Here is a 23372-nt window from a genome sequence, read left to right as displayed (position 1 = left end):
TTATACTATTTGATAGTTGTCTGGTACTATTTGCCCTAATGATAAAAAACAATGGTGATATTCGCTATTTTTGTGGTACATTTTGGAAACCCTATTTTTTTAGGGCGATAATAGGCAGATAGTAAAATACTATAAAATGCCGCAAACACACATACTATGCTTAGTGATAAAGTATTATATATTCGAGATTTAGGAAACTGTCCTCCTGCCTATTTAAATGATCCTGCCCGCAGAGATTTCTTTGAGATTGTATGGTTACGGAACGAAGATGCGCTCCATGTGCCACAACATGATTTTCAAACCTTAAAGGGCGATTGGATTTATTTGATTCCACCTTACCGTGTGCATCAATTAAACAAGGCTGGAAAAAATGGCGTTTTGATTTCTTTTAAACAAGAATTATTGGAAGGCGATTTAAAGGAATTTCTGATGGATGTTTTTAGAATGTTTAACATACAAGGCGAGTTTTCATGTTTACAAGTCAATGAAGAAACTTCTAAAGGTTTGGTTGCTGTATTACAGCTTTTAGAAGAAGATTATAACAAACCAACGGTGAACTTGGTCATGATCAAAGCCTTATTAAAAGTATTCTTATTAAAGCTGATACATTTAAAAGAGCAGCATTTTACCTTACAAGACATTAATGAAAAGCGTGTTTATGAATTTATGTTGTTGTTAGAGAATAATTATAAAGAGGAACGCACTGCTAAATTTTATGCAGCACAATTAGGCATTAGTGCTAAACGCCTCAATCAGATTTTAAAAGAAAAATTAGACAAAACAGGCGTGCAATTAATTCATGATCGGTTAATCTTGGAAGCAAAACGTCAAATCATACACAGTGAAAATACAATTAAAGAAATAGCCTATAATTTAGACTTCAAAGATCATTCGTACTTCAGTCGCTTTTTTAAACAACATGCAGGACAAACACCACAAGAATTTCAACTTAAGGTAAAAGAGCATGTGATAGCGCATGACAATACCTTGTATAGCTAAGTTTACATTTTATACATGGTTAGCCGGGTGATGCTGGGATTAAAGCAAAAATCTCCTCTTTAAGCGCATGCTTAAAGAGGAGATTTTTTAAAGGTGCCCGGAAAGGAGTTTAGTTGAGAATTTCCAATAAGATAAACTGATTTAGTTGAGGAATAAAGGCACTAAAATTATTATCCGCCACCAGAACTAAAGAACGATTCCCATTTTCTAAAGTAGGGCCAAAAGTTATGCCCTCTATATTATCTACCATATTTTCGGTTAGTTGGTCACGCACGGTTTCAAAATCAAACAAAAGCGTTTTCGTTGCTTTGGTATAGGTAGCTCCTTTTAACGTTTCTAGCGTACTCACATCCGTTGCATTTGTAGCATCAACTTTATAAATTTTAACAGTATTTCCACCATCTGCATAGCCTGTAGAAAAAGAACGTTCTACTACTAAAAACTTATTTTCGTCATAGGATAAGATTTCCACCACTCCATTGAGTTCAAAAGTAGTGCCTAGCAAAGCAGGGCGCGCAACAGCATCTAACTCATAGGCAATCTCTTTTCCAAAAGTATTGGTAGCCTTGTCAATATAAGCTATACGCACTGGCGCCTCCGTATCTTTCAAGGTAGGTTCTTCCCCGTCTTGTTTCAAAGGAAGTTCCATTGAAACCCAATACCCGTTGCCATCATAACTAAGGCTCAGACCTTCAAAAACACCATTATGGCGTGGTCCAAATGCTGATGATTCCGTTGCTTTGTAGCGTTCTGGTAAGGTAATTTCATGACGTATTGTACCATCTAAGGCTGCAATACGTACCGAAGGATCAATAAGGTTGTTCATATTCCCTTCACTCGTCCATAGTACGTTTCCATCTGCAAAGCGGATGGCTTCAGGATCTGTAATTCCCGTTTCTAAAGGGGTACCTGTCGCATCTTTAAAATTGTTTACAGACGTAATGGTTACCGCAGAGATCCCATCTTGGTTTAAAGCAATAGCGGCCGTATAAAAATGTGGCGCATTAGGAGCATCACTAATCAGATACCACGTATTGTTAGCATAATCTATTCCTGATAGTCCGCCCACTGTAGTATTCTCAAAAACGGTTGCTGCCGGAAGTATAAATTCATTGACAAACTGTACTTCAGAAATAGTTATACTTTCTTGTTCTTCCGGTCCCGGTGTTTCTGTTTTCTCATCAGAATCACAAGAACCTATCGTAAAGAGTACTGCGAGTGCTACTAGTTTAATCATTGGTGTTTTCATTTCATACGTATTTTAGCGCAGCAAATATCTTACGTTTATCTAGCACTAAGTTTACCTAATTATTAAGTATGGGTTACTAAAGTAGGTATTAATAGGGAAAGTAGCGGCAACTTATGTCAAACGGGTGGTGTACTTTGAAGATGTTACGATGGCAACTGTCAATCAGCTTTGAAAGAATTTATTGATCCACACTTTTAATAAACATTCGCTTTAAATTGAATTCTTACTTCCCCATTTACTAATCTATTTTCATTGTCAATACCACTAAATGTTCCATTTTGTATTTCACTATTCGGTTTTAAAAAATAGGTTTTAAAATATATTTGCACTTGATCAAAAGCGATAATCCCTGTAAAATCAAAACTAAAATGCACTACTGAACCTTTATTCAAAAGTTTTAAACTGTCATTTTCAAAATACACATTCTCTGTAAGTGGAATCATCTTATAATTATTAGGCGCGATCTTAAATTTTAACTGCTCTACGCCTACGCCATCTATCATAAAATTAAATTCATACGTACCTGTGAGACTTTCATAGATAGAAGCATAGGGACTATGATTAGAAATTTCTAAAAATTGAGTGGGTACAATACTCTTGTTAACGATGCGCTTATTCCTTACCTCCATAGCAATATAAGGCGGAATCCTAGGGTCTTTTACCCGTTCTTCCATATCCTCCTTAGAAGCACACTTTTCCCAAATTGCCTCGCCAGCAACGGTATTGGTATAATTATCGAAAGTGCAGTAGGTACCAATTAAAAATTTTAAGGAAGCAAGATCATTATGACCTACATAATAAATTTCACTAGCTCCTTCTACCAACTTACCATCTAACAAGGTCTTAGAATTAATATGTAAAGTGTCTTCACGACGAATAATATTGCCAAAATTATAATGAGTTTCAATACTCCCATCTTCCTTAGGATATACATAGGTGTGCTTCACCTTTTTCCAATTATTGGAAATCACCGTCTCCCCTTTTAGAATTAAATTTTCTTCTCCAAAATAATAATTTACATAGTAGTAGGTTTGGTTCGCAGTAGCATCATACAAGAGATCTAGTTGCTTCTTTTCAGTTACATCGCCTAAAGTATTCTTATTTAAAAATTGATCAATAGATTCATATCCAAGATATAATAAAACAATAGCCTTATAATACCTATTGAGTTTTATGACTGGTTTTCCTTTATGATAATCTCTTACCTTATCATATAAATATTTACCATTAATAAAATCGCTCCCTATTTGCTCCAGATCACTCTTAAGGTTAGGCTTCTCCGCATTATAATTCCCGTAACCAAAAAATTGCATGGACTTAGGAAGTTCATTTAGTTTATGATTCTCTTTAAATTTTGCATACAGATCTTCTAATAATAGTTTAAAGTATGCTGCAGTCAGTGGCAAAGAGTCTACTTCCTGTTTTTTCATAAATTCCGATTTTCATTCTAAAATTATTAAATAATATTTTAATAAGTATAAATAATCATAATTAATAGATGAAGATTAAATTTATAACACATAAAACTAACCAAAGCGAAATTATTTCTAAAAACTGAGGACTATGAGAAATGTACTATTTACCCTATTATTACTACCCCTATTAAGCTTGGGGCAACGTACAACGATAAGTGGCGTTGTAACAGACGGCAGTGATGTCTTGCCAGGCGTTAATATTTTAGAAAAAGGAACCACCAATGGGGTGACTACCGACTTTAATGGAAATTTTCAAATTTCTGTAGCTTCGGGAGCTGTATTAAACTTCTCTTATATCGGTTTTAGAAATCAAGAAGTAAATACTACAGACAAAACGGTTCTTAGTATTGCCATGGAAGAAGATGCAAAAGCATTGGATGAGGTTGTTGTCCAAGGGTTTACAGGCGTTGTTGGTAGGGCTCGGAAACGTACAGAATCAATACAGTCTATCCCAGAATCTGTAACTGCTCTAAACAGTGAGGGCATTGAGAAAAATGGCATAAATAATGTTACCAATTTCGCAAAATTAGTACCGAACCTAAAATTAAACAGTTCACAAGCTGCAGGGATAAATTTTTTAACCATAAGAGGTATTCCTCAAATACGAAATGCAGATGCGCCTGTGGCTTTTGTTATAGATGGTGTCACCATTCCAGATCCAAGTTTATTAAATCAAGAATTGTTTGATTTGGCTTTGATAGAAGTAGTGAAAGGTCCTCAAGGGGCACTCTATGGTAAAAATGCCATTGGAGGAGCTATTAACATTTACTCTAAAGAACCTGTAAATACGAACAAAAACAATTTGACCTTAGGCTATGGAAACGCAAATGCTTTATTAACCCAATTTGTTTCTTCCGGGGCTATCAAAAAAGATAAAGTATTTTACCGCTTATCTACACAATTTAAAAATTTTGACGGTTTGTTAACCAATGAATATAACAATGAAAAAGTAGATTTCTCTAGAGAATTCAATGTTCGTGGTCAGATTATCGCTAGAATTGCAGACAATTTTAAAGCCAGTGCTACACTACAATTTATTGATGTAAGTGGCGGTGCCGCATACTATTCCGTAAATCCTACAGGAAATATCTTTGTAGATGGCGCTCCTGGAGGAGCACTTTCTCCAAACCCAGAAGACGGCAATAATGTTATAAACCATGATGAACCTGGAAAATCAGATATCAACAATGCCTTTGGAAGCCTTTCTTTAGAATATACTCCGGGCAAAGTTAAAATGCAAAGTATTACTTCCTACAACTATGTTGATCGTTCTTTGAGTGGTGATTTAGACTTTATTCCTTTTGATGATTTCACACAAGGAGAGACCGCTGAAACCAAAACATTTAATCAAGAACTACGCTTTAATAACATCGCTTCTGAAGGAAAAATTAATTGGAGTGCTGGTGGCTTTTATCAAGATATTGAAAAGCCATTTTTTCAAGACGGATTAAATAGAGATTTTGACTTAAATCAGTTATTTTACGGAATAGCCGCAGATGTTATCAACACTACAAAGACCTATGCCCTATTTGGTTTCATAGATTATAAATTAACGGACAAGCTTACGGCTTCGGCAGGCTTCCGATACGATAATGATACTTTCGAACAAGAAGATCATTTATCTGGTGATACTTTTGAGCGTTCTAATAATATCATACAACCTAAAGCTTCTATATCGTACCAAGCTACCGAGAATGTTTTGGTCTATACCAATTACGGAAGAGGATACCGAACAGGTGGATTTAACCCTGCAGTGACCGATCGTTTTAACAGAGATTATGAAGATGAATTGACGGATAATTTTGAACTAGGTTTCAAATCTTCCATGTGGAACAACCGATTTATTTTAAATGGATCTGCTTTTTACACAGATTTCTCTAACCAACAGCAGTATATATTTGATCTAGACACCTTTTATCCTGGAAACTATAATTATGATAAGAGCAGAATTATTGGTTTTGAATTTGATGCAAAAATTAGATTGTCTAAGTTCTTAGATTTATTAGCTAATTATGGTTTTGTTGATTCTGAGATTACAGAAGGTGGTACTACCGGTGGTGTTGATGGTACCGCAACAGATCTTAATGCCTTTAATGGTAAAAAGACTCCTTTTGTTCCTCAAAATAACTTCAATATAGGTTTAGAATCTAGTTTTGCCTTGACCGAAAAATTAAATTTTGACGGTACTATTAACCTAAATAGCACAGGAAAAACCTATTGGGATGAAAATAACTCAGATGCATTTACAACAAATGCCTACCAATTACTAGATGCACGTGCTTCTATTTCTTTTGACAACCTGAAATTTACCATCTGGGGAAATAACATATTAGATAAACAATACTATACAGAGTATGTTCCAGGATCATTATTTGGTGGTTTTGATGACTTTGGTTGGAGAGGCAGACCAGCAACATACGGTGCTTCAATTTCAATCAATTTCTAATATTTTTAAACAAAAAGAAGATCCCCTTAAAAATATTACTCCTTACTTTTTTATAACACAAATACTATGAGCACTAATACAAATTTAGACTGCACCTTGGTTGCCAAGGTAATTATACAAGATATGTTTAAGGTAAAAGCAGGTGAATCTGTTGCCATTACGGCCGATTCTGGTTCTGACCCACAACTTATGCAAGCCTTTGTAGACGCTGCTTCTGAAGTAGGCGGATTGCCACTACTAATCTGGACACCAAAAGCAAAAGAAGACGGACAGGCAGGAGTCAAAGATTGGCCAGCAGCCGCATTAACTGCCACTTTGAGTAATGTAGATGTTTGGTTGGAATGTAATTCTACAGTTCTTTTATATTCTGATATTTGGGAAAATGCTTTTAAAAACAATAAAAAATTACGTTATTTAATCATTGCCGATTCTAGCATACAATCCTTAAAAAGAACTTTTACTGGGTACAGCGTACCTGATTTGGGTAAAATGCTCAACAAGGTAAAAGATATGATTCTTGATTGCAAAACCATACGTATAACTAGTGCCAACGGTACGGATGTTTCGTATGATATTAATCTAGATTATTCCTTTGATATTGATGATGGTGATTTTTCAATGCCTAAATTTGGGACTGCTCCCGGATATGTAAATATCGTACCCAAAATAGGAAGTATGAAAGGGACCATTGTTTTTGATTTGTTACAACATACTGATATCTATGGAAATGATAATAGCGTAGCGTTTACCATGAAAGACAGTACTATCGTCGATGTAAAAGGCACAGAAAAAGAAGCGGAAAAATTCAAAAAATATTTAGCTTCTTTCGATGACCCCAACATGTATAAAATATCTCATAATATGTTTGGGATTAATCCTAGTGTACGAAAAATGTGTGGAGAAATTGTTGAAGACGAGCGTGTGTGGGGTGGTGTCGATTTTGGTTTTGGACATACCAGTCCCATGGATATGCCGCCACTAGGGCAAATCGCTAAATCTCATTTCGATGGGATTGTAAATAAAGTAAGTATCTACCTAGATGATATACAAATAGTAGAAGATGGTGTGTACACACACCCAACTCTGAAGCCCTTGGCTGAAAAACTAATAGGAACGTATTAATGCTAGATAAAGAAGCACCGATTATCGATGATTATTCAAGAACTAAAGTTTCTGAAGACAAAACAGTCAACGGCATTCGTATTGCTTCTATTATCGTAGGTATTGGCGTCACACTACCCGTTTTTTTTGTGGGTTCAGAAGTTACTCAGGCCCTAGGGCTAGAAAAAGCCTTTTGGGTCTTTATGGGCGTTTGCCTCGTACTAAGTATTCTTTGTACGGTGACCGCTATTATTGGGAACAGAACCCGTTTATCTACCTATATGCTCCTTCATTTTTCCTTCGGAAAAAAAGGAGCTTTACTCATCAACTTGCTTGTTGCCATAACGCTCTTAGGTTGGTATGCGGTGACTGTTGAAATATTTGGACAAGCATTAACAGATGCATTTGCGCAACTTTTCAACGTATCGTTTCCTGTATGGATCGGTATCCTATTAGGAAGTATTTTAATGACCTTGACCTCCATTTATGGGTTTCGGATTATTGAACGTTTCTCATCTATTGCAGTACCATTAATGCTTTTGTTTGTAGTTTATGTCCTTTATATCACTACTTCCCAGAATAGCATACCTACCCTTTTGCAAATTCCGGGTAATGCATCTATGACAACCACACAAGCCATTTCAGCAGTAGTGGGCATGGTGATTTTAACGCCGGTATTAATGCCAGATTATTCCCGATTTGCTAAAACAGATAAGGATAGTTTAATTTCAATTCTGGGGCTGACTATCGGTTTCCCTCTAGTACTCTTAGCAGGTGGAATACCAAGCCTTATTACAGGAGAAATAGACATCATGAAAATTATGATAGGCCTAAGCTTGACGATTCCTGCCTTGTGTATCCTTATATTTTCAACTTGGACAACGAACACCGCAAATTTATACTCTACCCAACTTACCTTATCTACGGTAATCACTAAAACAAAAGATGCTAAATTGGGTATCATAGCAAGTGGCATTGGAACCCTATTGGCTCTTTTTGGTGTTGCCACTCATTTTATTGATTTTCTAAATATTTCTAGCATATTCATCCCTCCTGTTTCTGCTATTTTTATTGCCGACTTTTTCTTCGTAAAAAAACAACAGTATGAGTTAGCACGTTTTAATGAATTACCCCAATTGGATACGGCAGCATTAGTTAGTTGGATCGTAGCTTGTATTGTAGCCTACTTAGGGGCTTTTGATTATATTACCTTAACCTCTATATCATTTTTCGACTCTTTTATTGTCGCCTTTACCTTATATTTAATTTTAAAGAAAATACGTAACTAAATGTCTATTACTAATTTAGAACCTAAAGCTATTTGGCAGCATTTTGAAGCTATAAATGCCATACCAAGAGCATCTACCAAGGAAGAGGAAATCACTCAATTTATGATTGCCTTCGGTACATCTCTAAACCTAGAGACCTCTGTTGATGCTATTGGAAATGTCATCATCCGAAAACCAGGTACTCCCGGTAAGGAAGATCACAGAACTATCGTACTTCAAGGACATACGGATATGGTGCATCAAAAAGAACCAAATTCAAATTTCAACTTTGATACACAAGGAATTAAAATGTTTGTTGATGGAGATTGGGTTAAAGCAAAAGAAACCACATTAGGTGCTGATAACGGAATTGGCGTTGCAGCAATTATGGCAGTATTGTCTTCTAAAGACTTAGAACACCCTCCTATTGAAGCTTTGTTTACAGTAGATGAAGAAATGGGTATGACGGGTGCAATGGCTTTGACTAAAGAGCAACTAAAAGGAACCATGCTCTTGAATTTGGATTCAGAAGAAGACGATATTATTACCATTGGCTGTGCTGGTGGTGTTGATGTTCTTATAGATGGCTCCTACGATTTAGAACTTTTAGACGCCAAGAATTATAGTTTATTTGAAATTAAGCTTAGTGGATTGGCAGGAGGTCACTCTGGTGTAGAAATTCACCTAAACCAAGCAAATGCAATTATTGTATTGGCAACGTGTTTAGAACAGTTGGTCTTAAAAACAGGGTGTAACATTCATAGTATTAATGTTGGCACTTTAACCAATGTAATTCCTAGAAACGGGTGGGCCATAGTAGCTATTGAAAAAGGCAAGCAAGAAGTGTTTTCCCAAGCGTTTACAAAAATTTCAACGCAACTTAAAGAGAAATATAGTGCCACAGACCCAAGTATGAAATTGGAGTATGTAAAAACAAAAAATACTACAGGTGTTTTAGACTCTAAAACTCAAAATAAGCTACTAAAGGCTATTTTGACTATCCCGAATGGCGTGTACTCCATGAGTAAAGGAATTGCAGACTTAGTACAAACCTCTAACAATATTGCTATTTTAAATGTTGGGGATAGCAAATTTCATGCAGCCTGTCATACCCGAAGTTCCGTTGATCAAGAGCGCAATGAACTCGCTGGGAAAATAAAAGAGTGCTTTGCTTTTGCCGAAGTCAAGGAAGTTGGTCCGTATCCAGGTTGGGAGCCTAATCCCGAAAGTGAATTGTTACATCTCACCAAAAAATGCTATACCGAACTTAATGGAGCCTTGCCACTTGTAAAATCTATCCATGCCGGATTAGAGTGTGGTATTTTATCAGGTACTTTCCCTACGATGCAAATGGTTTCATTTGGTCCAAATATCCTTGGGGCTCATTCACCAGAAGAACGTTTACAAATAAGTTCTACTCAGAAATTCTGGAAACTATTGACCACACTACTTAAGCAACTAGAATAACCAATTATGGCCGAAGACAACCAATACGCAAATACAAAAGTACAGCCTAAAGATTTTACTTCTGGCTGGCTTATCGCCATTATAATAGCTGGGACAGGTTTGACTCTTCCTATATTATTTTTGGGTTCTGAAGTGGCTTTGGGTGTCGGTTTCAAAGATGCTTTGTGGGCTTTTGGTATCAGTACTGTTGTTTTAACGTTGATGTGTTTAGCAACCACTAAAATTGGGAATAGATCTAGGCTTTCTACGTATATGATCCTTCATTTTAGTTTTGGCAGACAGGGTGCCAAAATCATGAATTTTATTTTCGGAATTACACTTTTAGGATGGTTTTCTGTAGCCCTAGAATTACTCTCTGTTGCTGTAGTAGATACGGCGCTTGACACCTTTGCAGTAGCGCTTCCACAATGGCCTATTATCATTATTATGGGAGCCATGATCACCGGTACTACACTCTATGGAATTAAAAGTTTAGAGCGTTTAGCAAATTTTGCGGTACCCGTGCTTACCCTTTTTTTGTGCTATGTTATTTATGTTTCATTTGACCAAGGGATGTCGCTTACAGCGGTAATAAATTTTGTTCCTGAAAATCCTAAAATGACCTTATTTGAAGCCACTTCTATACTGGTGGGCTCTTCTATTCTTTTTCCTGTGATGATGGCAGACTTCTCTCGGTTTATCTACAATGATAAACAAAGTATGATTGCCGTTTTAGGAATCACCATTGGCTTTCCTGTTGCGCTTTTATTTAGTGCTATTCCTTCGATACAAACAGGGGAAGTAGATATTATTAAAGTAATGCAAGAGTTAGGTTTGGTTATTCCAGCCTTCGTTTTATTATTGATATCTACCTGGGTAGGGAATGCGAGTAATTTATATTCCACAGTATTGACATTTTCCACTATAAAAACGGAATGGGCTTTTAAAAAAATAGTCCTGATCGTAAGTGTTTTTGGGATTGTATTCGCCTTATTAGGATTCTCCGAATACTTATTTGATTTTCTAAATTTTCTGGGTGTTTTAGCACCATCCATTTCCGCTATTTACATCATTAATTTCTATTGGGTAAAAAAACAACGTTATGAATTGGATGAGATTCCTGAATGGCAACCTAAGGCCTTAATCAGTTGGGTGCTTAGCTCTATCATCACCGTATTTACCTATTTGGAACTGTTTCAACTAACGCACGCTTATTTTATAGATTCCTTTATACTTGGTGGATTATTATATGGCCTATTAAACTGGAAAGCGATATTTATCTCTAAGGCAACAGACAAATGACAAGCATTACAGCATTGGCTCACTTATTTATTTACCACTTAAAACGTTGATTATTTCTTAAAAGACCTACAATAATTCGCTTTTATAAAACAAAAAGAACGCTCTTTGGTCCCTGCCATTACGTAAGAAATGAATACCTTCGTTTACACCAAAACGCTGACGATCTGGTCTCCATATTACATTATACATCACATTAAACACCCGCTATACATGGTTCATAATTTTGATCACAATAAAATACACGAATTGATTAGCATGAAGGAATGCATTGAGGTCATGAGAGCTCTTTTTAAGATTGCTTCTGATGAAAATATACTGAACCCTCTGCGTTCTAAAATGGAGCTTCCAGAACCATCAAATGGTATCATGGGCTTAATGCCGGCTTACTTTAAACCCTATAATATTATGGGCGTAAAAATATTAAGTATATTTCCTGACAACCATAAAAAAGGGCTAAGTTCTCATCAAGGAATATTGCATCTTTTTGAAACGGAGACAGGACAGCTTCTCGCTAATTTTGATGCCCACACCATGACAGAAATGAGAACTGCTGCTGTCAGTGCTTTAGTTACAGATTACACCGCCATACCTAATGCCGAAAGCTTAGGAATACTAGGAACCGGAACACAAGCCTATTCTCATTTACACGCCATCACCTTAGTTCGCGAAATTAAGACTGTTTTTGTATACGGAAGAGATAAAAAAAATCTAAATAGTTTTATCGAAAAGGTAACTAACCGTTACCCTAACATTACATTCAAGGAATGTAATTCAGCGCAAGAAGCTGCTAATGCTTCTGACATAGTGTGTACCGTTACTGGTGCAAAATCACCCCTTATTTCACAAAAAGGATTACGTAGTCATGTACATATTAATGCCGTTGGCGCTTGGGATCCTAAACATAGAGAACTCGCTTCTGATATTGTTTTAAACTCAGCTATAATTGTAGATAATTATCATGCGGCAGAACAACAAAAAGGAGAGCTTATAATTGCCGCAAATGAAATACAAACGTCTCCAGAAGATCTTATTAAAAAAAGTGTCTATGAGGTAGTTTCACAGGATAACAGTAGTTATCAAAACAAACCAACGGTTTTTGCTTCTTTGGGTCTTGCTACTGAAGATCTAGCCTTCGCCTATGCGGTCTATACCACGTTTAACAAGAAACAAATAGCTTAAAACTATGCAATAACCATCAGTAAAAAAGGGTGTTAAATAGACTTTTCAGCTATTTAATACCCTTTCTGATTCGTTTATTGTGATAGAATGCAAATAGCATTTCCTAAAGCAAGTCGAAAGACATCCGGTATGAGTTATAATAACAACTCATTATCTCCTGGAAGTTCTAACGCTTTAACAGATTGAATAGCGTTCCCCGCAATTCCTTTTATAGACGCATGCATGTCTATCGTGTTATTCGTTACTTTATCTATTTGCTTTTCCCGTTCTTTCCAGATACGCTGCATAGCTCTTTTCTCACTATCTAAAGCAGTTTTCATTGCCGTAAAACCTTCCACAATAGCTTCTATTTGCATTCTAAATTGATTGCTTGTCAGGTAATCATAAAGCATATCCATTTTATCCCCTTTATTCTCTTGCGTACTAAGGGCTAAATTTACTTTTACAATAGATTCGCGTAACACTTTACAAAGACCTTTAAATTCTTCATAATTACAAATCCAGATACCCTCTTTAAGTCCCATTCGATCCATATCAGAAGGCATCACTTCTGTCACTAAAACCCCAATATTAGCGCCTTTCTCGCGGATATCATTCTTAAATTTTTCAATCCAAATAGGTTGAAAATCCTTGGTACGCTTACTCTCATAATATATTTTACCGCAGTTCTGTTCTGTACGGGTATTTACGATTTGAATACAATCGCCACCTCTAGCACCTTTTTTAATTTCCTCTATCGTATCTAATGGAAATTGGGCTGCCAACCATTCTTCGATAGCCAATTCTTGAACCTCTCCTTGTAATTGCATGGAACCCTGCTCCTGCTTTCGCTTCATTTCTTCGGTCAGCTTTTTCTGGTCTTCTAATTGCTTTTGCATTTCTTTAAAACGCAATTCATTTTTATCCTCTTCAGATTTCTTAATCTTTTCTTTTTCTGCAATAAGAATTTGATTAAGCTTTTTTTGAGCTTCAGCTTCAGCAGCTTCTTTTAATTCGCCTTTTTCTCGTTTGAGTTTTTCTATTTCGGCTTTAGAGCGATTTAGTTCTTTTACTTGTTCCGACTTTTCATTCAACTCTTTTTGTAAAGCCTCAAATTGTTCGGACTGTTCGTCTGATATTTTCTTTTTAAGCTTGGCTTCAATCTCTTTTTTACCTGCTTTTAGTTGATTCTCTAAGCGCTCTTGAAACAATTCATTTTCTTGTTTCTTCTTTTGTTCAAATATAATTTTTTCTTGTTTCAGTTTCTCCTGCTCTTTCTTATACTTTCTCTTTTCTTCAGCAATTTGAGACTGATATTTCTGCTTTATTTCTTCCTCAAGTTGATGGGATAAAATATCCTGCACGTCTATGGATGTTCCACAATTAGGACATTTTATTTGAGTTTCGTTATTCATACTACTTCCGTTTTTATCTTTTGCGCCGTAATTCCTCTCCTTGTAAAAACATATCACCAAATACTACAAAATCCTAGTATCAGGATTTGAAGTGTAATAGGTTTAGGTAGCTACGCAACTAAAGATCTAAAAATTATTTGTTCTTCTCTACAAATTTACTCAATGTATCTTCAAAATCTAAACCAGCAAGCACCTTGTTTTAGAAATTAATGTGCACACTTGGTTTCTAAGTCCTTTAAAAGTTTCTTTTTAGAGTCTGGATTACTTTAAAAAACAAAACACCCAACAATAGTATCGCAATACATTTTAGTAAATGTTTAGGCTAATTTTATAAATTATATATCTTCGCGCGCATTATGTGGATGTATCTTGGTCTTTTAGCAGCTTTATTTCTTGGTTTACACAACTTATGTAAAAAACATGCCGTACAAGGCAATGAAGTTTTTCCTGTGCTACTAGGTACCATCTCTTCTGGATTTTTACTATTGGTTCCTTTTTATATGGCCTCCCATTTTTTTAAAGAAGAGATGGTAAACATAGACTTCTATATTACAGACATCCCTTGGAAAACACATGGTTTTATCCTCATAAAATCCGCGATCATGGCGGCATCCTGGGTTTTAGCCTATCAGGCCCTAAAGCATTTACCGATAACTATAGTCACTCCCATACGTTCCGCAGGTCCATTTTTTACATTTATTGGCGCCATAACCATTTACCAAGAAAAACCGAACCTTTATCAATGGATTGGTTTTTTTCTAATCATCTTATCTGTAATGCTGTATTCTAAAATAGGAAAAAAAGAGGGTATTAATTTTAAACGCAACAAATGGATTTTTGCCATAATCGGTGCTACTTTCTTAGGTGCCTCTAGTGGTCTGTATGATAAATTTTTAATTCAAACCGTACATTTAAATCCACAAACACTACAATTCTGGTTTTGTTGGTATACTGTTCTTATCCTATTGGTTATTTTAAGTATTACTTGGTTTCCGCATGCAGAAAAAAGAAAAGCGTTTAAATGGCGTTGGTCTATTCCGCTTGTTGGGATTCTGTTGCAAATAGCCGATTACTTCTATTTTAAAGCATTGCAAGATCCTGATGCTTTAATTATGTTACTTTCAGCCATAAAAAGAAGTCAGATTATTATTGCTGTAGTACTTGGTGGTATTATTTTTAAAGAACAAAACAAACGAAAAAAGCTGGTTCCATTGGCAGGTATCATGGCAGGTGTATTTCTAATTTTATATTCTTAACAATGCTCTGAAGCGAAGAACCCACACTTAGGTATTTAGTAATTTTCTTTGAAATTGATCATCATAACGCCGCTTAAAGGGCATAAAATATTGTTTAGCTCTATACTGTTCTGTAGCATAAAACAAATTGAACCCACAGGCCGTAAATAGTTTATCTGCTTCCTCTAATAAGCTTAAAAGTGGCGGTGTATTCTGTAGTACGGTAACTCCCTCCTCATTAGTTAAATCATCTAGGGCACAAAAGGTTTGGATGTAAATGTGCTCTCCATTCTTTTGATGCATCTTAGCCATTTTATATAACTGATGCACTTCTTCCGCTGGTTCTGAATGTATAATATAAAAGAAGGGTGCTTTAATTCGTATTTCTTTTTTGGAATGACGTAAATCTGTTGGAACCTGAGCATAAGTAACTTTCTTATAATTATAGTGCTTTAAATCGATGCCTTTTTCTAGCACCAAAAGTTCATCATAACGCGGGGGGCCTTGTTTTTCAAAATAAGTGGCTTTCAGAATTCGTGCTAACAAGGTTTTTTTTAGGGGTACGTCATCAAAATATTGAAGCTCCCCATAAAATCCGCTTGGAAAAACATCTACCACCAGCTCTTTAATGAGATAGGTTTCTATAAGTTGATGCAAAGTGTCACGGAATAACAAGCTATCCTTGAAGAAAGAATCCTGCTGGTAAATGGTTTTTATCGCTGGAGAAATAAAATTTTTATGCTTGGTATTGGTAAGAATAATACAGGATGAAAATGGAATATTTTTATCCTGTATATAACTTTGTATGCGGTTAATATGGCCTAACCCTGATCCATAAGCATAAAATAAGATCATTATAGCTGCGCTAAGACTTCGGCTAAAATAAAAATTCTTTGCTGTTCCGGAATTTCTTTTAAGGCCATTATAGCATACGCATAACTCTCTTGATTTGCGGATAGTTTGTACAATACCGTATCATTTGCAGAGATGGTAGCATCCTCAAGGGCTACAGTATATAACTCGTCATCATTTTGTTTAATTTTAATTTTCTCTTCATAACGCTTTATTTCAAAAGCATTGGTATTCTCTTCATTATCTGATATTTTAATTTTATCAGGGTACATTTTAATCTTCCATAAGAGCGCTGAATTTTTATCTCTCAATTTAAAACCATCACTCTTAAATTTTACCTCAAATGCTAAATCTCCGTGCGTATAGTACTTGTGTTTTTCTGATTTATCTTTGCTAGTATACTTTGTATTCCCGGAATAAATAGTCATCGGACTCAAAGAAAAACCTCCTATTTCTTCTCCTGCAGGATTAGAAAGAACCACTTGTGCATCACTATAAGAAACTTCCTCCGTTGTAGTATTCTCTGTAGGGCTATTAGTGGTACTTTTATCTGCAGTTTCTTTGCAGCTACCAAAAACTAGTATTAGGCTAAATAGGCTTAAAATGTAAAACTTTTTCATAATTCTAAATTCTTTAAATAATTACGTATTTCCTTTTCTTCTGTATATTCTTTTTCAATTTTTTCAAATAACGCATTAGCAATACCTTCTTTTTTTTCCGCTGTTGCCCTATGAACATGTGTTAGCGCCTCTAATAGGCTTGCTGGTTTTAAGGGGTTGAATAAAAAACCATCTTTTTGATGTTCGATAACATCTTGTATTCCTCCTACTTTTGAAGCTATAATGACATTTTTTGAGGCTCCTGCTTCTAATAAAACATTAGGCATACCGTCATAAAAAGAGGGTATTAACACAATATCTGCAGCGTGATAATACGCAATTAATTCATTTTTATTTACAAAAGAGAAAAACTGCACTTGAATTGGGAGCGTTTCAATATGATTCTTAACGCTATCTTCTACATCTCCAATCAACCAAATTTCATATGCGTCTTTATAACTGAAATTAGCAAAGGTTTTAGAAAATTCAAGAATTCCTTTCTTTGCTTTTAACTGGCCTACAATAACAATTCTCTTTTTACCCGCACTACTTTCTTTTAAAGCTTCTATTTGTGGAAGCTGACTTATTGCTGGTTTCCACAGCTTGGTATCAATACCATTAGGGGTGAAATACACCTTAGAATGAGCTGTCAACTTTTTTATCTTATCGCGCTTTTCTTTAGTTACCGTAAAAATAAACTCAGAATTTTTTAACGCATACAATAACATTTCTCTACGCTTAGAAAAAATTGCTTCATCAAAATCATTTCCTCTGATAAAGGTAATTAAAGGTTTTGCTATATATTTTGACAAAATAGGCCCTAAACTAAGCGGCAAATATCCTCCAAAAGCAACCACATACTTTACATCCTTTAGAATAGGCAAACCTTCAATAAATTGCGATGCGAGGTTTAATGTAAATTCTTCTGAATTATTTACGGGCACTGCAGAATAACTGCCATGTACCGCAGCTTCTGTATGAAACTTTTTTCGTCTATTGGTAAAATGAATAATATGAACGGCAACACCAGATTTCCTAAAATTTCGAATTAATCGATCGCAAGATTCTGCCATACCTCCTTTACTGGGGTAGTAATGTTGTGTAATGAATAACAGACTCATTTAACTATCAAAAAATGAACTATTATCATCGGTATCATCATAGCCATAAAAGGTATCGTGAACCATGAATAAAGAGCCATGATCTTCTGCAATAAAACGCATGTACTCGTATTCTTTATGAAAACGATCAATCATTTTACGACGCCATACATATCTATCTTTGGAAAATAACTCAATATCATTGGTAAGTCTCGTATCTAATTCTGTAAAACAAGTCAAGCATAATTTAGACGCGGTAGCATCTGGCTTATTTGCTTTTAAAGGCTTAAACGAATGTTCATTACAAACTGGTTTTTGGCACTTTTTACAGGTAAGAACCATGCTCGTTTCGCAAGGTCTTAATACAAACAATCCTATTGTTTCTTCGCAATTTTTTCTTTGTTCCATAAACGTTTATGCTCTTGGAGTTACACAACCGTAACTAACATTAATTAAATTGATTAATTCTAAGGCAAAATAATCAGAAGAAAACATCGAAATAGAACTTGATCTGTACGGTTCATATTTTTCAGGATGTTCATTTTTGATATCAAATTTCCGAGTCGTTTTAATAATATAGAATTCGGCATCTTCCGCTAATTCCAAGGTACTCCTATCATTAGCGGTATTGAGTACATATTTATCCTTGGGTATTTTCATTTTTAAAATAAAAGGATAAATAGACTTATATTTTTGTTTTGTTTTTCGTTTTCCACTAGCACTTCTTTTTTTGACGATTCTGCTTCGTAAACGTTCTGAAAAACTAAAGTTTAAGGTACAACCATCACTTAAAAAACAAGAACCTTTACTAATAATTTTTTCATAGTAAAAATCTTTACCAGATAAAAAACTTCTGTTCTCTGAGGTATACTCTTCTTCCTTTTGTAGGTTGCTTTTTTCTATGGTATCTTTTACATTAGCCTCTAATGTAATTCTTGATTGCGGTTGTAAGTCTTCTTCTATTAAGGTAAAAAAAGCAGAGAAGTAATCGGAGAAAAAATCAAAACCTTCTGTATAATTCTTTTTAAATTTCTTTTTGATCCTTACATTGAGTATGATAGCCGTAATTATAGCGGCAATAAAAAATAGCGTTGTAGGAAAGTAGGCGACATAGTCAATCAAATGCGATAGGATAATTGCCCCTACGGTGATCAACCAGACCTTCTTTATTTCTTTCTTTTTCTTAGTATTCGCACTTTCCCGTTGCAAAACGCACGCTCTAAAAAAGCGAATCCATTTTAAAGGTGTTTTTTTTGATGAAAACCCCCTGTGCAAATGTGCTCTTTCTATTGGGGCACCTTGAAACTGTTCCTGGGTTAAGACAGATCCTTGTTGACTCATAATTAGATTAGGTTTTTATAAACTTGGTTCAACTTATTCACTTGCAATTCCCAAGTAAATTCTTCTTTCATTTTTTGTAATGCCTTGGCTGCTAAAACTTCACGCTCTTCTGGAGTATCTAATAAAAACCGAATGGAGCGAGCCAAATCTAATTCCCTATCAGGCTCTACCAACATAGCTTCTTGTTCTGATACCAGTTCCCGAACTACGGGTAAGTCGGATGCTACAAGGGCCGTACCACAAGCCATAGTTTCCAATATTTTTAATGGGCTACATCCTTGCGTAATGTTTCGTTCACAAGCTTTTAAAGGCGCTATAGATAGCGTTGCAAAATGGATATAGTTGTAAAGCTCTTCTCGCTGTACTTGCGTTTTTACAATAATCCTATCTGTAAGCTCTAGTTTTTCAATAAGTTTTTTTAATGGCTTAAACGCCTTTTCTTTTACAGAAGAACAGATGAGCAATTTTAAATCTGGATAATCTTTTAAATAGCTCATGGCTTTTAAAAGCACTTCTATTCCTTGCCAACGTTGTAAAGCCCCAAAATAAATAATATAGTGATCAGGTGCGTCTTCAGGTTTTTCAAATGATTCTGGGATATATGCGCCATTAGGAATCACATTAATTTTCTCTTCCGGAACAGCATAAGCAGCGATTAAAAACTTTTTTGTTGTGGCGGATGGTGTAATAATTACAGTGGCTTCGTCTAGACATTTCTGCTCTAAAAATTTAAGCTTTTCTAAAAACTCATCCGTCAGGTTTGGATAATGATATGGTAACTCTACAGAAGTCAATGCATTTACTTCAAAAACCGATGGGATATTTTTATGGGCTGTAATTCCTAGACCACTCCAAATATCTCTAAAATGTGCAATTTTAATTTCATTTTCATTTTGAGATATTTCTAGATAAACACGTTCAGAAAATAGCGATGCCTTTTCTAAGTAGTTCAGTTTTACTTCCGAGTAAAAACGTTTGATAAGGATATTATCGTGCTTTTGTACTGCTGGAAGTTTAGCATTACCTCTTAGACACAACAACGAAAGTTCTTCCGCATGTGTGGCTAGAGCCGTGATCATTTCTTTTATATGTGTAGAGGAGCCTTTTGAGCTAGGAAACACATCATAAGAAGCATAAATGTTTAACATGTTTTGTATGCTTTAAAAAGAAACTTTTACAGGTTCTCTTTGTGCTGCATCTTTAATTTCGAAAAAAGTACCTTTCTCAAAATTGAACATGTTGGCTACTATATTTGATGGAAAAGTTTCTATGGCAATATTGTTATCTGTTACCGTACCATTATAATACCTACGTGCCATTTCTATTTCTTCCTCCATAGAAGTTAACTCATTCTGCAATTCTATAAAATTCTGATTGGCTTTTAAGTCTGGATAATTTTCAGATACAGCAAATAAATTCATCATTGAATTTTTTAATGCATTTTCTGCCGCGCTTTGATCTGCAACCGTATTTGCATTTTGTACCATATTTCTAGATTTGGTCACATTTTCGAATAATGTTTTTTCATGAGTAGCATATCCTTTAACCGTTTCTATTAGATTAGGAATAAGATCATTTCGTTTTTTAAGAAATACATCTATACTACTCCACCCCTCTTTCATTAAGGTTTTTTTACGAACCAAACCATTATAGATAGAGATTCCCATAAATAAAGGAATCAAAATTATTGCTAATACTACTAGAAATATCATATTCAAAAAGTTTTTAAAAAATGGAATTTAGGTAAATTTTAGGTATTGAACCATATGTTTTGAATTTTTTTTCTAAACACAAGACTATATCCTCTGAGATGGTAAACGAGGTATTTGAAGTTGAAGTATTTCTAAGTAGCATATAATTTAGAATTCATTTGCTGCATCGCTTAACTTTGAAAAGCGTCTATGACTAAGCTTCAGCACACCTGATTTATTTTAGTTATTAACTTTCTTCTTTTAACAATACATAACACCCCTTAACCGATAACTTAAGATTGGTATTACCCCTACCATTTACTGATTAAAACACAGCGTTCACTGATTTCAATTTCATCCAATCTTTTAATTATGGAACTTTAGTTTTTAATACAAAAAACTATAAATAACTTATGGATCGCTCCAAACTATATATCACTGCTTATAGCGCTATAGGACTAATAGCACTGTATTTTATTTTTGGAGCTAACATACCAATTTTTAGATCCGATTTGGTGGTTTCCAATGATGATATTATTAAAAAAAGCTATTTTAATGCTACCTCTTTACTATCTTATAAAAAAGTAGCTTGTACCTTAGAAGATGGCACTACGGGTGATTGTTATGAACTGGTCTTTTCTAGTAACCCCGTAGAAGATGGTCCTTATTGTCCTGAAACCATTGAAGACGTAGGTGGTTTGGGTACTTATGATGGCCAAACTAATCCTGGATTTCAAGTATTAAAGGCTAGTTTGTTCCACGCCATGGAAACCGATGGTTACGATATTATCGATGATCAAGGAAAAATTAGAATGGACGACTTTAACTCTGGACGACCAGATCCTAATTTTGATTATTGCTTGGCTGCCGCTCCAGATAATGATTTAAAACTTACCTTCTTGATTCCTGCAGAACCGAAGCTATCTGGTACCAATAATGTTATTGAAACTATTGAATTAGTAGGTGTTTCTCTAGATGGCGTCCCCATAAATGGTAACCCTCCTTCAGTGATCAATGGTCCGCCAATACCAAATGCCACTGGAGGGAACATCCCTTCCTTAGACCCTTGTGGCGGTCACAATGATCCTGCGGGGTATTACCACTGGCATTTTGCACCAGAAGTAATGAACCAGGTTTTAGCCGCTCATCATATTACCGAAGTCTCGTGTACCTTAATAAATCAAGCAGAAACGATAAAACTTATAGGTTTTGCTAAAGATGGTTTCCCTATCTATGCCTATGCGCAAGAACCTTCAGACGTAGATGATTGTGGTGGTAGAATAGCAAATACAACAGAATATCCTGGGGGAATTTATCATTATGTGGCCAGTACAACTAGAGCGCCCAACGTTCCTAAATGTTTAAAAGGTGTAGCAGCAACCCGTGGTTTTAAATTTAGATAAAAAGATGAAAAAACTCGTATTATCTATTTTATTTGTCCTACTAAGTTATTCTTCGGCAATGGCTCATAACCCATTATCCGCAGTCTATTATTTAGAACTAAAGGATCATTTAGGTATCCTGAGCATTAGTGTAAGTCAAGACGGATTAAATGAAGCCTTGATAAAGCAGCATCCATTAGAAGATTTCACCACAATTACAACTATTAAATATAAGGAATTAGCCGTACAGTACATTAAGGACAATTTTGACTTGCGGCTTAACAATTGTGAGTATCCAATAAATGATGGGGGAATTAAATTGGGGAATCATCAAACCGATTTTAAATTTATACTGGATGATCTTCCTAAAGCTATTAGTACCATTATTATTTCCATTAATGCATTCCGAGAGAATGAACAACATCAAACCATATTTTCTGTTGCCCTAGCTACCCTAAAAAATAAAGTAATCCTAAATGAAGACAATGATTATACGGCTAAGCTCCAAATTAAAAATAATAAACTAGTACAAGAGTCTTCTGATGGCAACAAGCACCTAGGATTGCTGCTAGCAATAGTAGTACTGCTAAGTCTTGCCTATTTTTATTGGATCAAGAATAAAAAAAATAGCTTAATTGTTTTATAATCACTTTTTTTGTGCATCGTCCCATATTATTTGAAAGTCTATTAACTTTTAGTATGAATATAAATAACTTACCTTATTAAAAATCTAACCCTATGAAAATCAAAGCAATTATAACACCTATAGTTATTTGTCTATTAACTGTAAGCATTTTTACCGCTTGTAAAGACAAAAAAGAAAACGGTAAACCTGATAAAGTTTCAGAAATTGTGGATGCAACTTACAGCTGTCCTATGAATTGCGAAGACGGTAAATCATATCATGAAGCAGGGAGTTGCCCCGTGTGTAAGATGGATTTGATGTTGGTCACTACAGATAAAATTATGACTTGCGAAGCTCACAAAGAGGGTAAGTGCAGCTGCGAAGGTGCTACATGTAAATGCGCAAATTGCAAAGAACATGCTGGTAAAATAACCTGTGAAATGCATGAAGATGGCAAGTGTAAATGTGAGGGCGATACCTGTGCATGTACAAATTGTGAAGAACACGCTAAAAAAATGTCTTGCTCCATAGGTGAAGATGGTAAGTGTGCCGACAAAAATTGCAAAAAACACCAAAAGAATAAAGACTGTGTCATGAATGAAGATGGCAAATGCATTTGTGAATCAGGAAAATGCACTTGTGTAGATTGCGCTTCAAAAAACAAATAGCGCGTAGCACCCCACTATTT

The 23372-nt window shown here is 35.2% G+C and carries 21 protein-coding genes; 11 read left to right on the top strand and 10 right to left on the bottom strand.

All coding sequences use genetic code 11. The features are described from left to right. The first annotated feature begins 156 nt into the window (after window positions 1-156). The gene (locus tag BLQ19_RS09415; protein WP_024481048.1) at window positions 157-999 is read left to right on the top strand and encodes a helix-turn-helix domain-containing protein; all 843 of its coding nucleotides are present in this window, start codon (window positions 157-159) and stop codon (window positions 997-999) included. A gap of 109 nt (window positions 1000-1108) precedes the next feature. On the opposite strand, the gene BLQ19_RS09410 is transcribed toward BLQ19_RS09415, so the two are convergent. Together BLQ19_RS09410 and BLQ19_RS09405 are read right to left on the bottom strand one after the other, a co-directional pair. Then, window positions 1109-2248 carry an esterase-like activity of phytase family protein gene (locus BLQ19_RS09410; RefSeq protein WP_024481049.1) on the bottom strand — a complete coding sequence of 380 codons (1140 nt, stop codon included), beginning with the start codon at window positions 2246-2248 and terminating at the stop codon, window positions 1109-1111. A gap of 194 nt (window positions 2249-2442) precedes the next feature. Then, a complete protein-coding gene (locus BLQ19_RS09405; RefSeq protein ID WP_074538172.1) occupies window positions 2443-3678 on the bottom strand; it encodes a hypothetical protein in 1236 nt (411 codons plus the stop codon). Between the two features lie 133 nt (window positions 3679-3811). On the opposite strand from BLQ19_RS09405, the gene BLQ19_RS09400 reads away from it, so the two are divergent. The 6 genes from BLQ19_RS09400 (at window position 3812) to BLQ19_RS09375 (ending at window position 12465) form a co-directional block, all read left to right on the top strand. Further along, window positions 3812-6169 carry a TonB-dependent receptor gene (locus tag BLQ19_RS09400; RefSeq protein WP_074538171.1) on the top strand — a complete coding sequence of 786 codons (2358 nt, stop codon included), beginning with the start codon at window positions 3812-3814 and terminating at the stop codon, window positions 6167-6169. Window positions 6170-6235: 66 nt separating this feature from the next. Further along, window positions 6236-7291: a 2,5-dihydroxypyridine 5,6-dioxygenase NicX family protein gene (locus BLQ19_RS09395; protein ID WP_074538170.1), complete on the top strand. Its 1056-nt coding sequence runs from the start codon at window positions 6236-6238 to the stop codon at window positions 7289-7291. After that, a complete protein-coding gene (locus tag BLQ19_RS09390; protein ID WP_074538169.1) occupies window positions 7291-8559 on the top strand; it encodes a purine-cytosine permease family protein in 1269 nt (422 codons plus the stop codon). Before BLQ19_RS09395 ends, BLQ19_RS09390 begins: the two co-directional genes overlap by 1 nt. Beyond that, complete coding sequence (locus BLQ19_RS09385) at window positions 8560-10005, top strand: aminoacyl-histidine dipeptidase (protein ID WP_074538168.1); 1446 nt, start codon at window positions 8560-8562, stop codon at window positions 10003-10005. It abuts the gene before it with no gap. A 6-nt stretch (window positions 10006-10011) separates the two neighbouring features. Further along, window positions 10012-11286 (top strand): purine-cytosine permease family protein, encoded by a 1275-nt coding sequence (locus tag BLQ19_RS09380; protein WP_074538167.1) that lies wholly within the window; start codon window positions 10012-10014, stop codon window positions 11284-11286. Between the two features lie 210 nt (window positions 11287-11496). Further along, window positions 11497-12465: an ornithine cyclodeaminase family protein gene (locus tag BLQ19_RS09375; protein WP_074538166.1), complete on the top strand. Its 969-nt coding sequence runs from the start codon at window positions 11497-11499 to the stop codon at window positions 12463-12465. 134 nt (window positions 12466-12599) lie between these two features. Here BLQ19_RS09375 and BLQ19_RS09370 read toward each other — a convergent pair whose 3' ends face one another. Beyond that, the gene (locus BLQ19_RS09370; protein ID WP_074538165.1) at window positions 12600-13859 is read right to left on the bottom strand and encodes a DUF2130 domain-containing protein; all 1260 of its coding nucleotides are present in this window, start codon (window positions 13857-13859) and stop codon (window positions 12600-12602) included. Window positions 13860-14215: 356 nt separating this feature from the next. On the opposite strand from BLQ19_RS09370, the gene BLQ19_RS09365 reads away from it, so the two are divergent. Then, complete coding sequence (locus BLQ19_RS09365) at window positions 14216-15115, top strand: DMT family transporter (protein WP_074538164.1); 900 nt, start codon at window positions 14216-14218, stop codon at window positions 15113-15115. 27 nt (window positions 15116-15142) lie between these two features. Here BLQ19_RS09365 and BLQ19_RS09360 read toward each other — a convergent pair whose 3' ends face one another. The 7 genes from BLQ19_RS09360 to BLQ19_RS09330 are packed head-to-tail and all read right to left on the bottom strand — an operon-like array spanning window position 15143 to window position 20698. Further along, a complete protein-coding gene (locus BLQ19_RS09360) occupies window positions 15143-15949 on the bottom strand; it encodes a hypothetical protein (protein ID WP_074538163.1) in 807 nt (268 codons plus the stop codon). Continuing rightward, complete coding sequence (locus tag BLQ19_RS09355; RefSeq protein ID WP_074538162.1) at window positions 15949-16566, bottom strand: hypothetical protein; 618 nt, start codon at window positions 16564-16566, stop codon at window positions 15949-15951. The genes BLQ19_RS09360 and BLQ19_RS09355 overlap by 1 nt, the downstream gene beginning before the upstream one ends. Next, window positions 16563-17666 (bottom strand): glycosyltransferase family 4 protein, encoded by a 1104-nt coding sequence (locus BLQ19_RS09350; protein WP_074538161.1) that lies wholly within the window; start codon window positions 17664-17666, stop codon window positions 16563-16565. Before BLQ19_RS09350 ends, BLQ19_RS09355 begins: the two co-directional genes overlap by 4 nt. After that, window positions 17667-18053, bottom strand: a complete 387-nt coding sequence (locus BLQ19_RS09345) for a hypothetical protein (protein WP_024481062.1) — start codon at window positions 18051-18053, stop codon at window positions 17667-17669. Window positions 18054-18059: 6 nt separating this feature from the next. Then, window positions 18060-18986 carry a hypothetical protein gene (locus tag BLQ19_RS09340; protein ID WP_074538160.1) on the bottom strand — a complete coding sequence of 309 codons (927 nt, stop codon included), beginning with the start codon at window positions 18984-18986 and terminating at the stop codon, window positions 18060-18062. Window positions 18987-18988: 2 nt separating this feature from the next. Continuing rightward, window positions 18989-20134, bottom strand: coding sequence for a glycosyltransferase family 4 protein (locus tag BLQ19_RS09335; protein ID WP_139150233.1), 1146 nt, complete (start codon window positions 20132-20134; stop codon window positions 18989-18991). A gap of 12 nt (window positions 20135-20146) precedes the next feature. After that, a complete protein-coding gene (locus BLQ19_RS09330; protein ID WP_025615380.1) occupies window positions 20147-20698 on the bottom strand; it encodes a LemA family protein in 552 nt (183 codons plus the stop codon). Window positions 20699-21090: 392 nt separating this feature from the next. Here BLQ19_RS09330 and BLQ19_RS09325 point away from each other — a divergent pair, with 392 nt between their 5' ends. From BLQ19_RS09325 to BLQ19_RS21250, 3 genes are all read left to right on the top strand, one after another. Next, a complete protein-coding gene (locus BLQ19_RS09325; protein WP_074538158.1) occupies window positions 21091-22080 on the top strand; it encodes a YHYH protein in 990 nt (329 codons plus the stop codon). Window positions 22081-22084: 4 nt separating this feature from the next. Then, window positions 22085-22705, top strand: a complete 621-nt coding sequence (locus tag BLQ19_RS09320) for a hypothetical protein (RefSeq protein ID WP_139150232.1) — start codon at window positions 22085-22087, stop codon at window positions 22703-22705. 92 nt (window positions 22706-22797) lie between these two features. Beyond that, window positions 22798-23352, top strand: coding sequence for a heavy metal-binding domain-containing protein (locus BLQ19_RS21250; protein ID WP_074538156.1), 555 nt, complete (start codon window positions 22798-22800; stop codon window positions 23350-23352). The last annotated feature ends 20 nt before the right edge of the window (window positions 23353-23372 follow it).

Source organism: Cellulophaga baltica (assembly GCF_900102165.1).
GTDB lineage: Bacteria > Bacteroidota > Bacteroidia > Flavobacteriales > Flavobacteriaceae > Cellulophaga > Cellulophaga baltica.
This window is presented reverse-complemented; position numbering and strand designations above follow the sequence as displayed.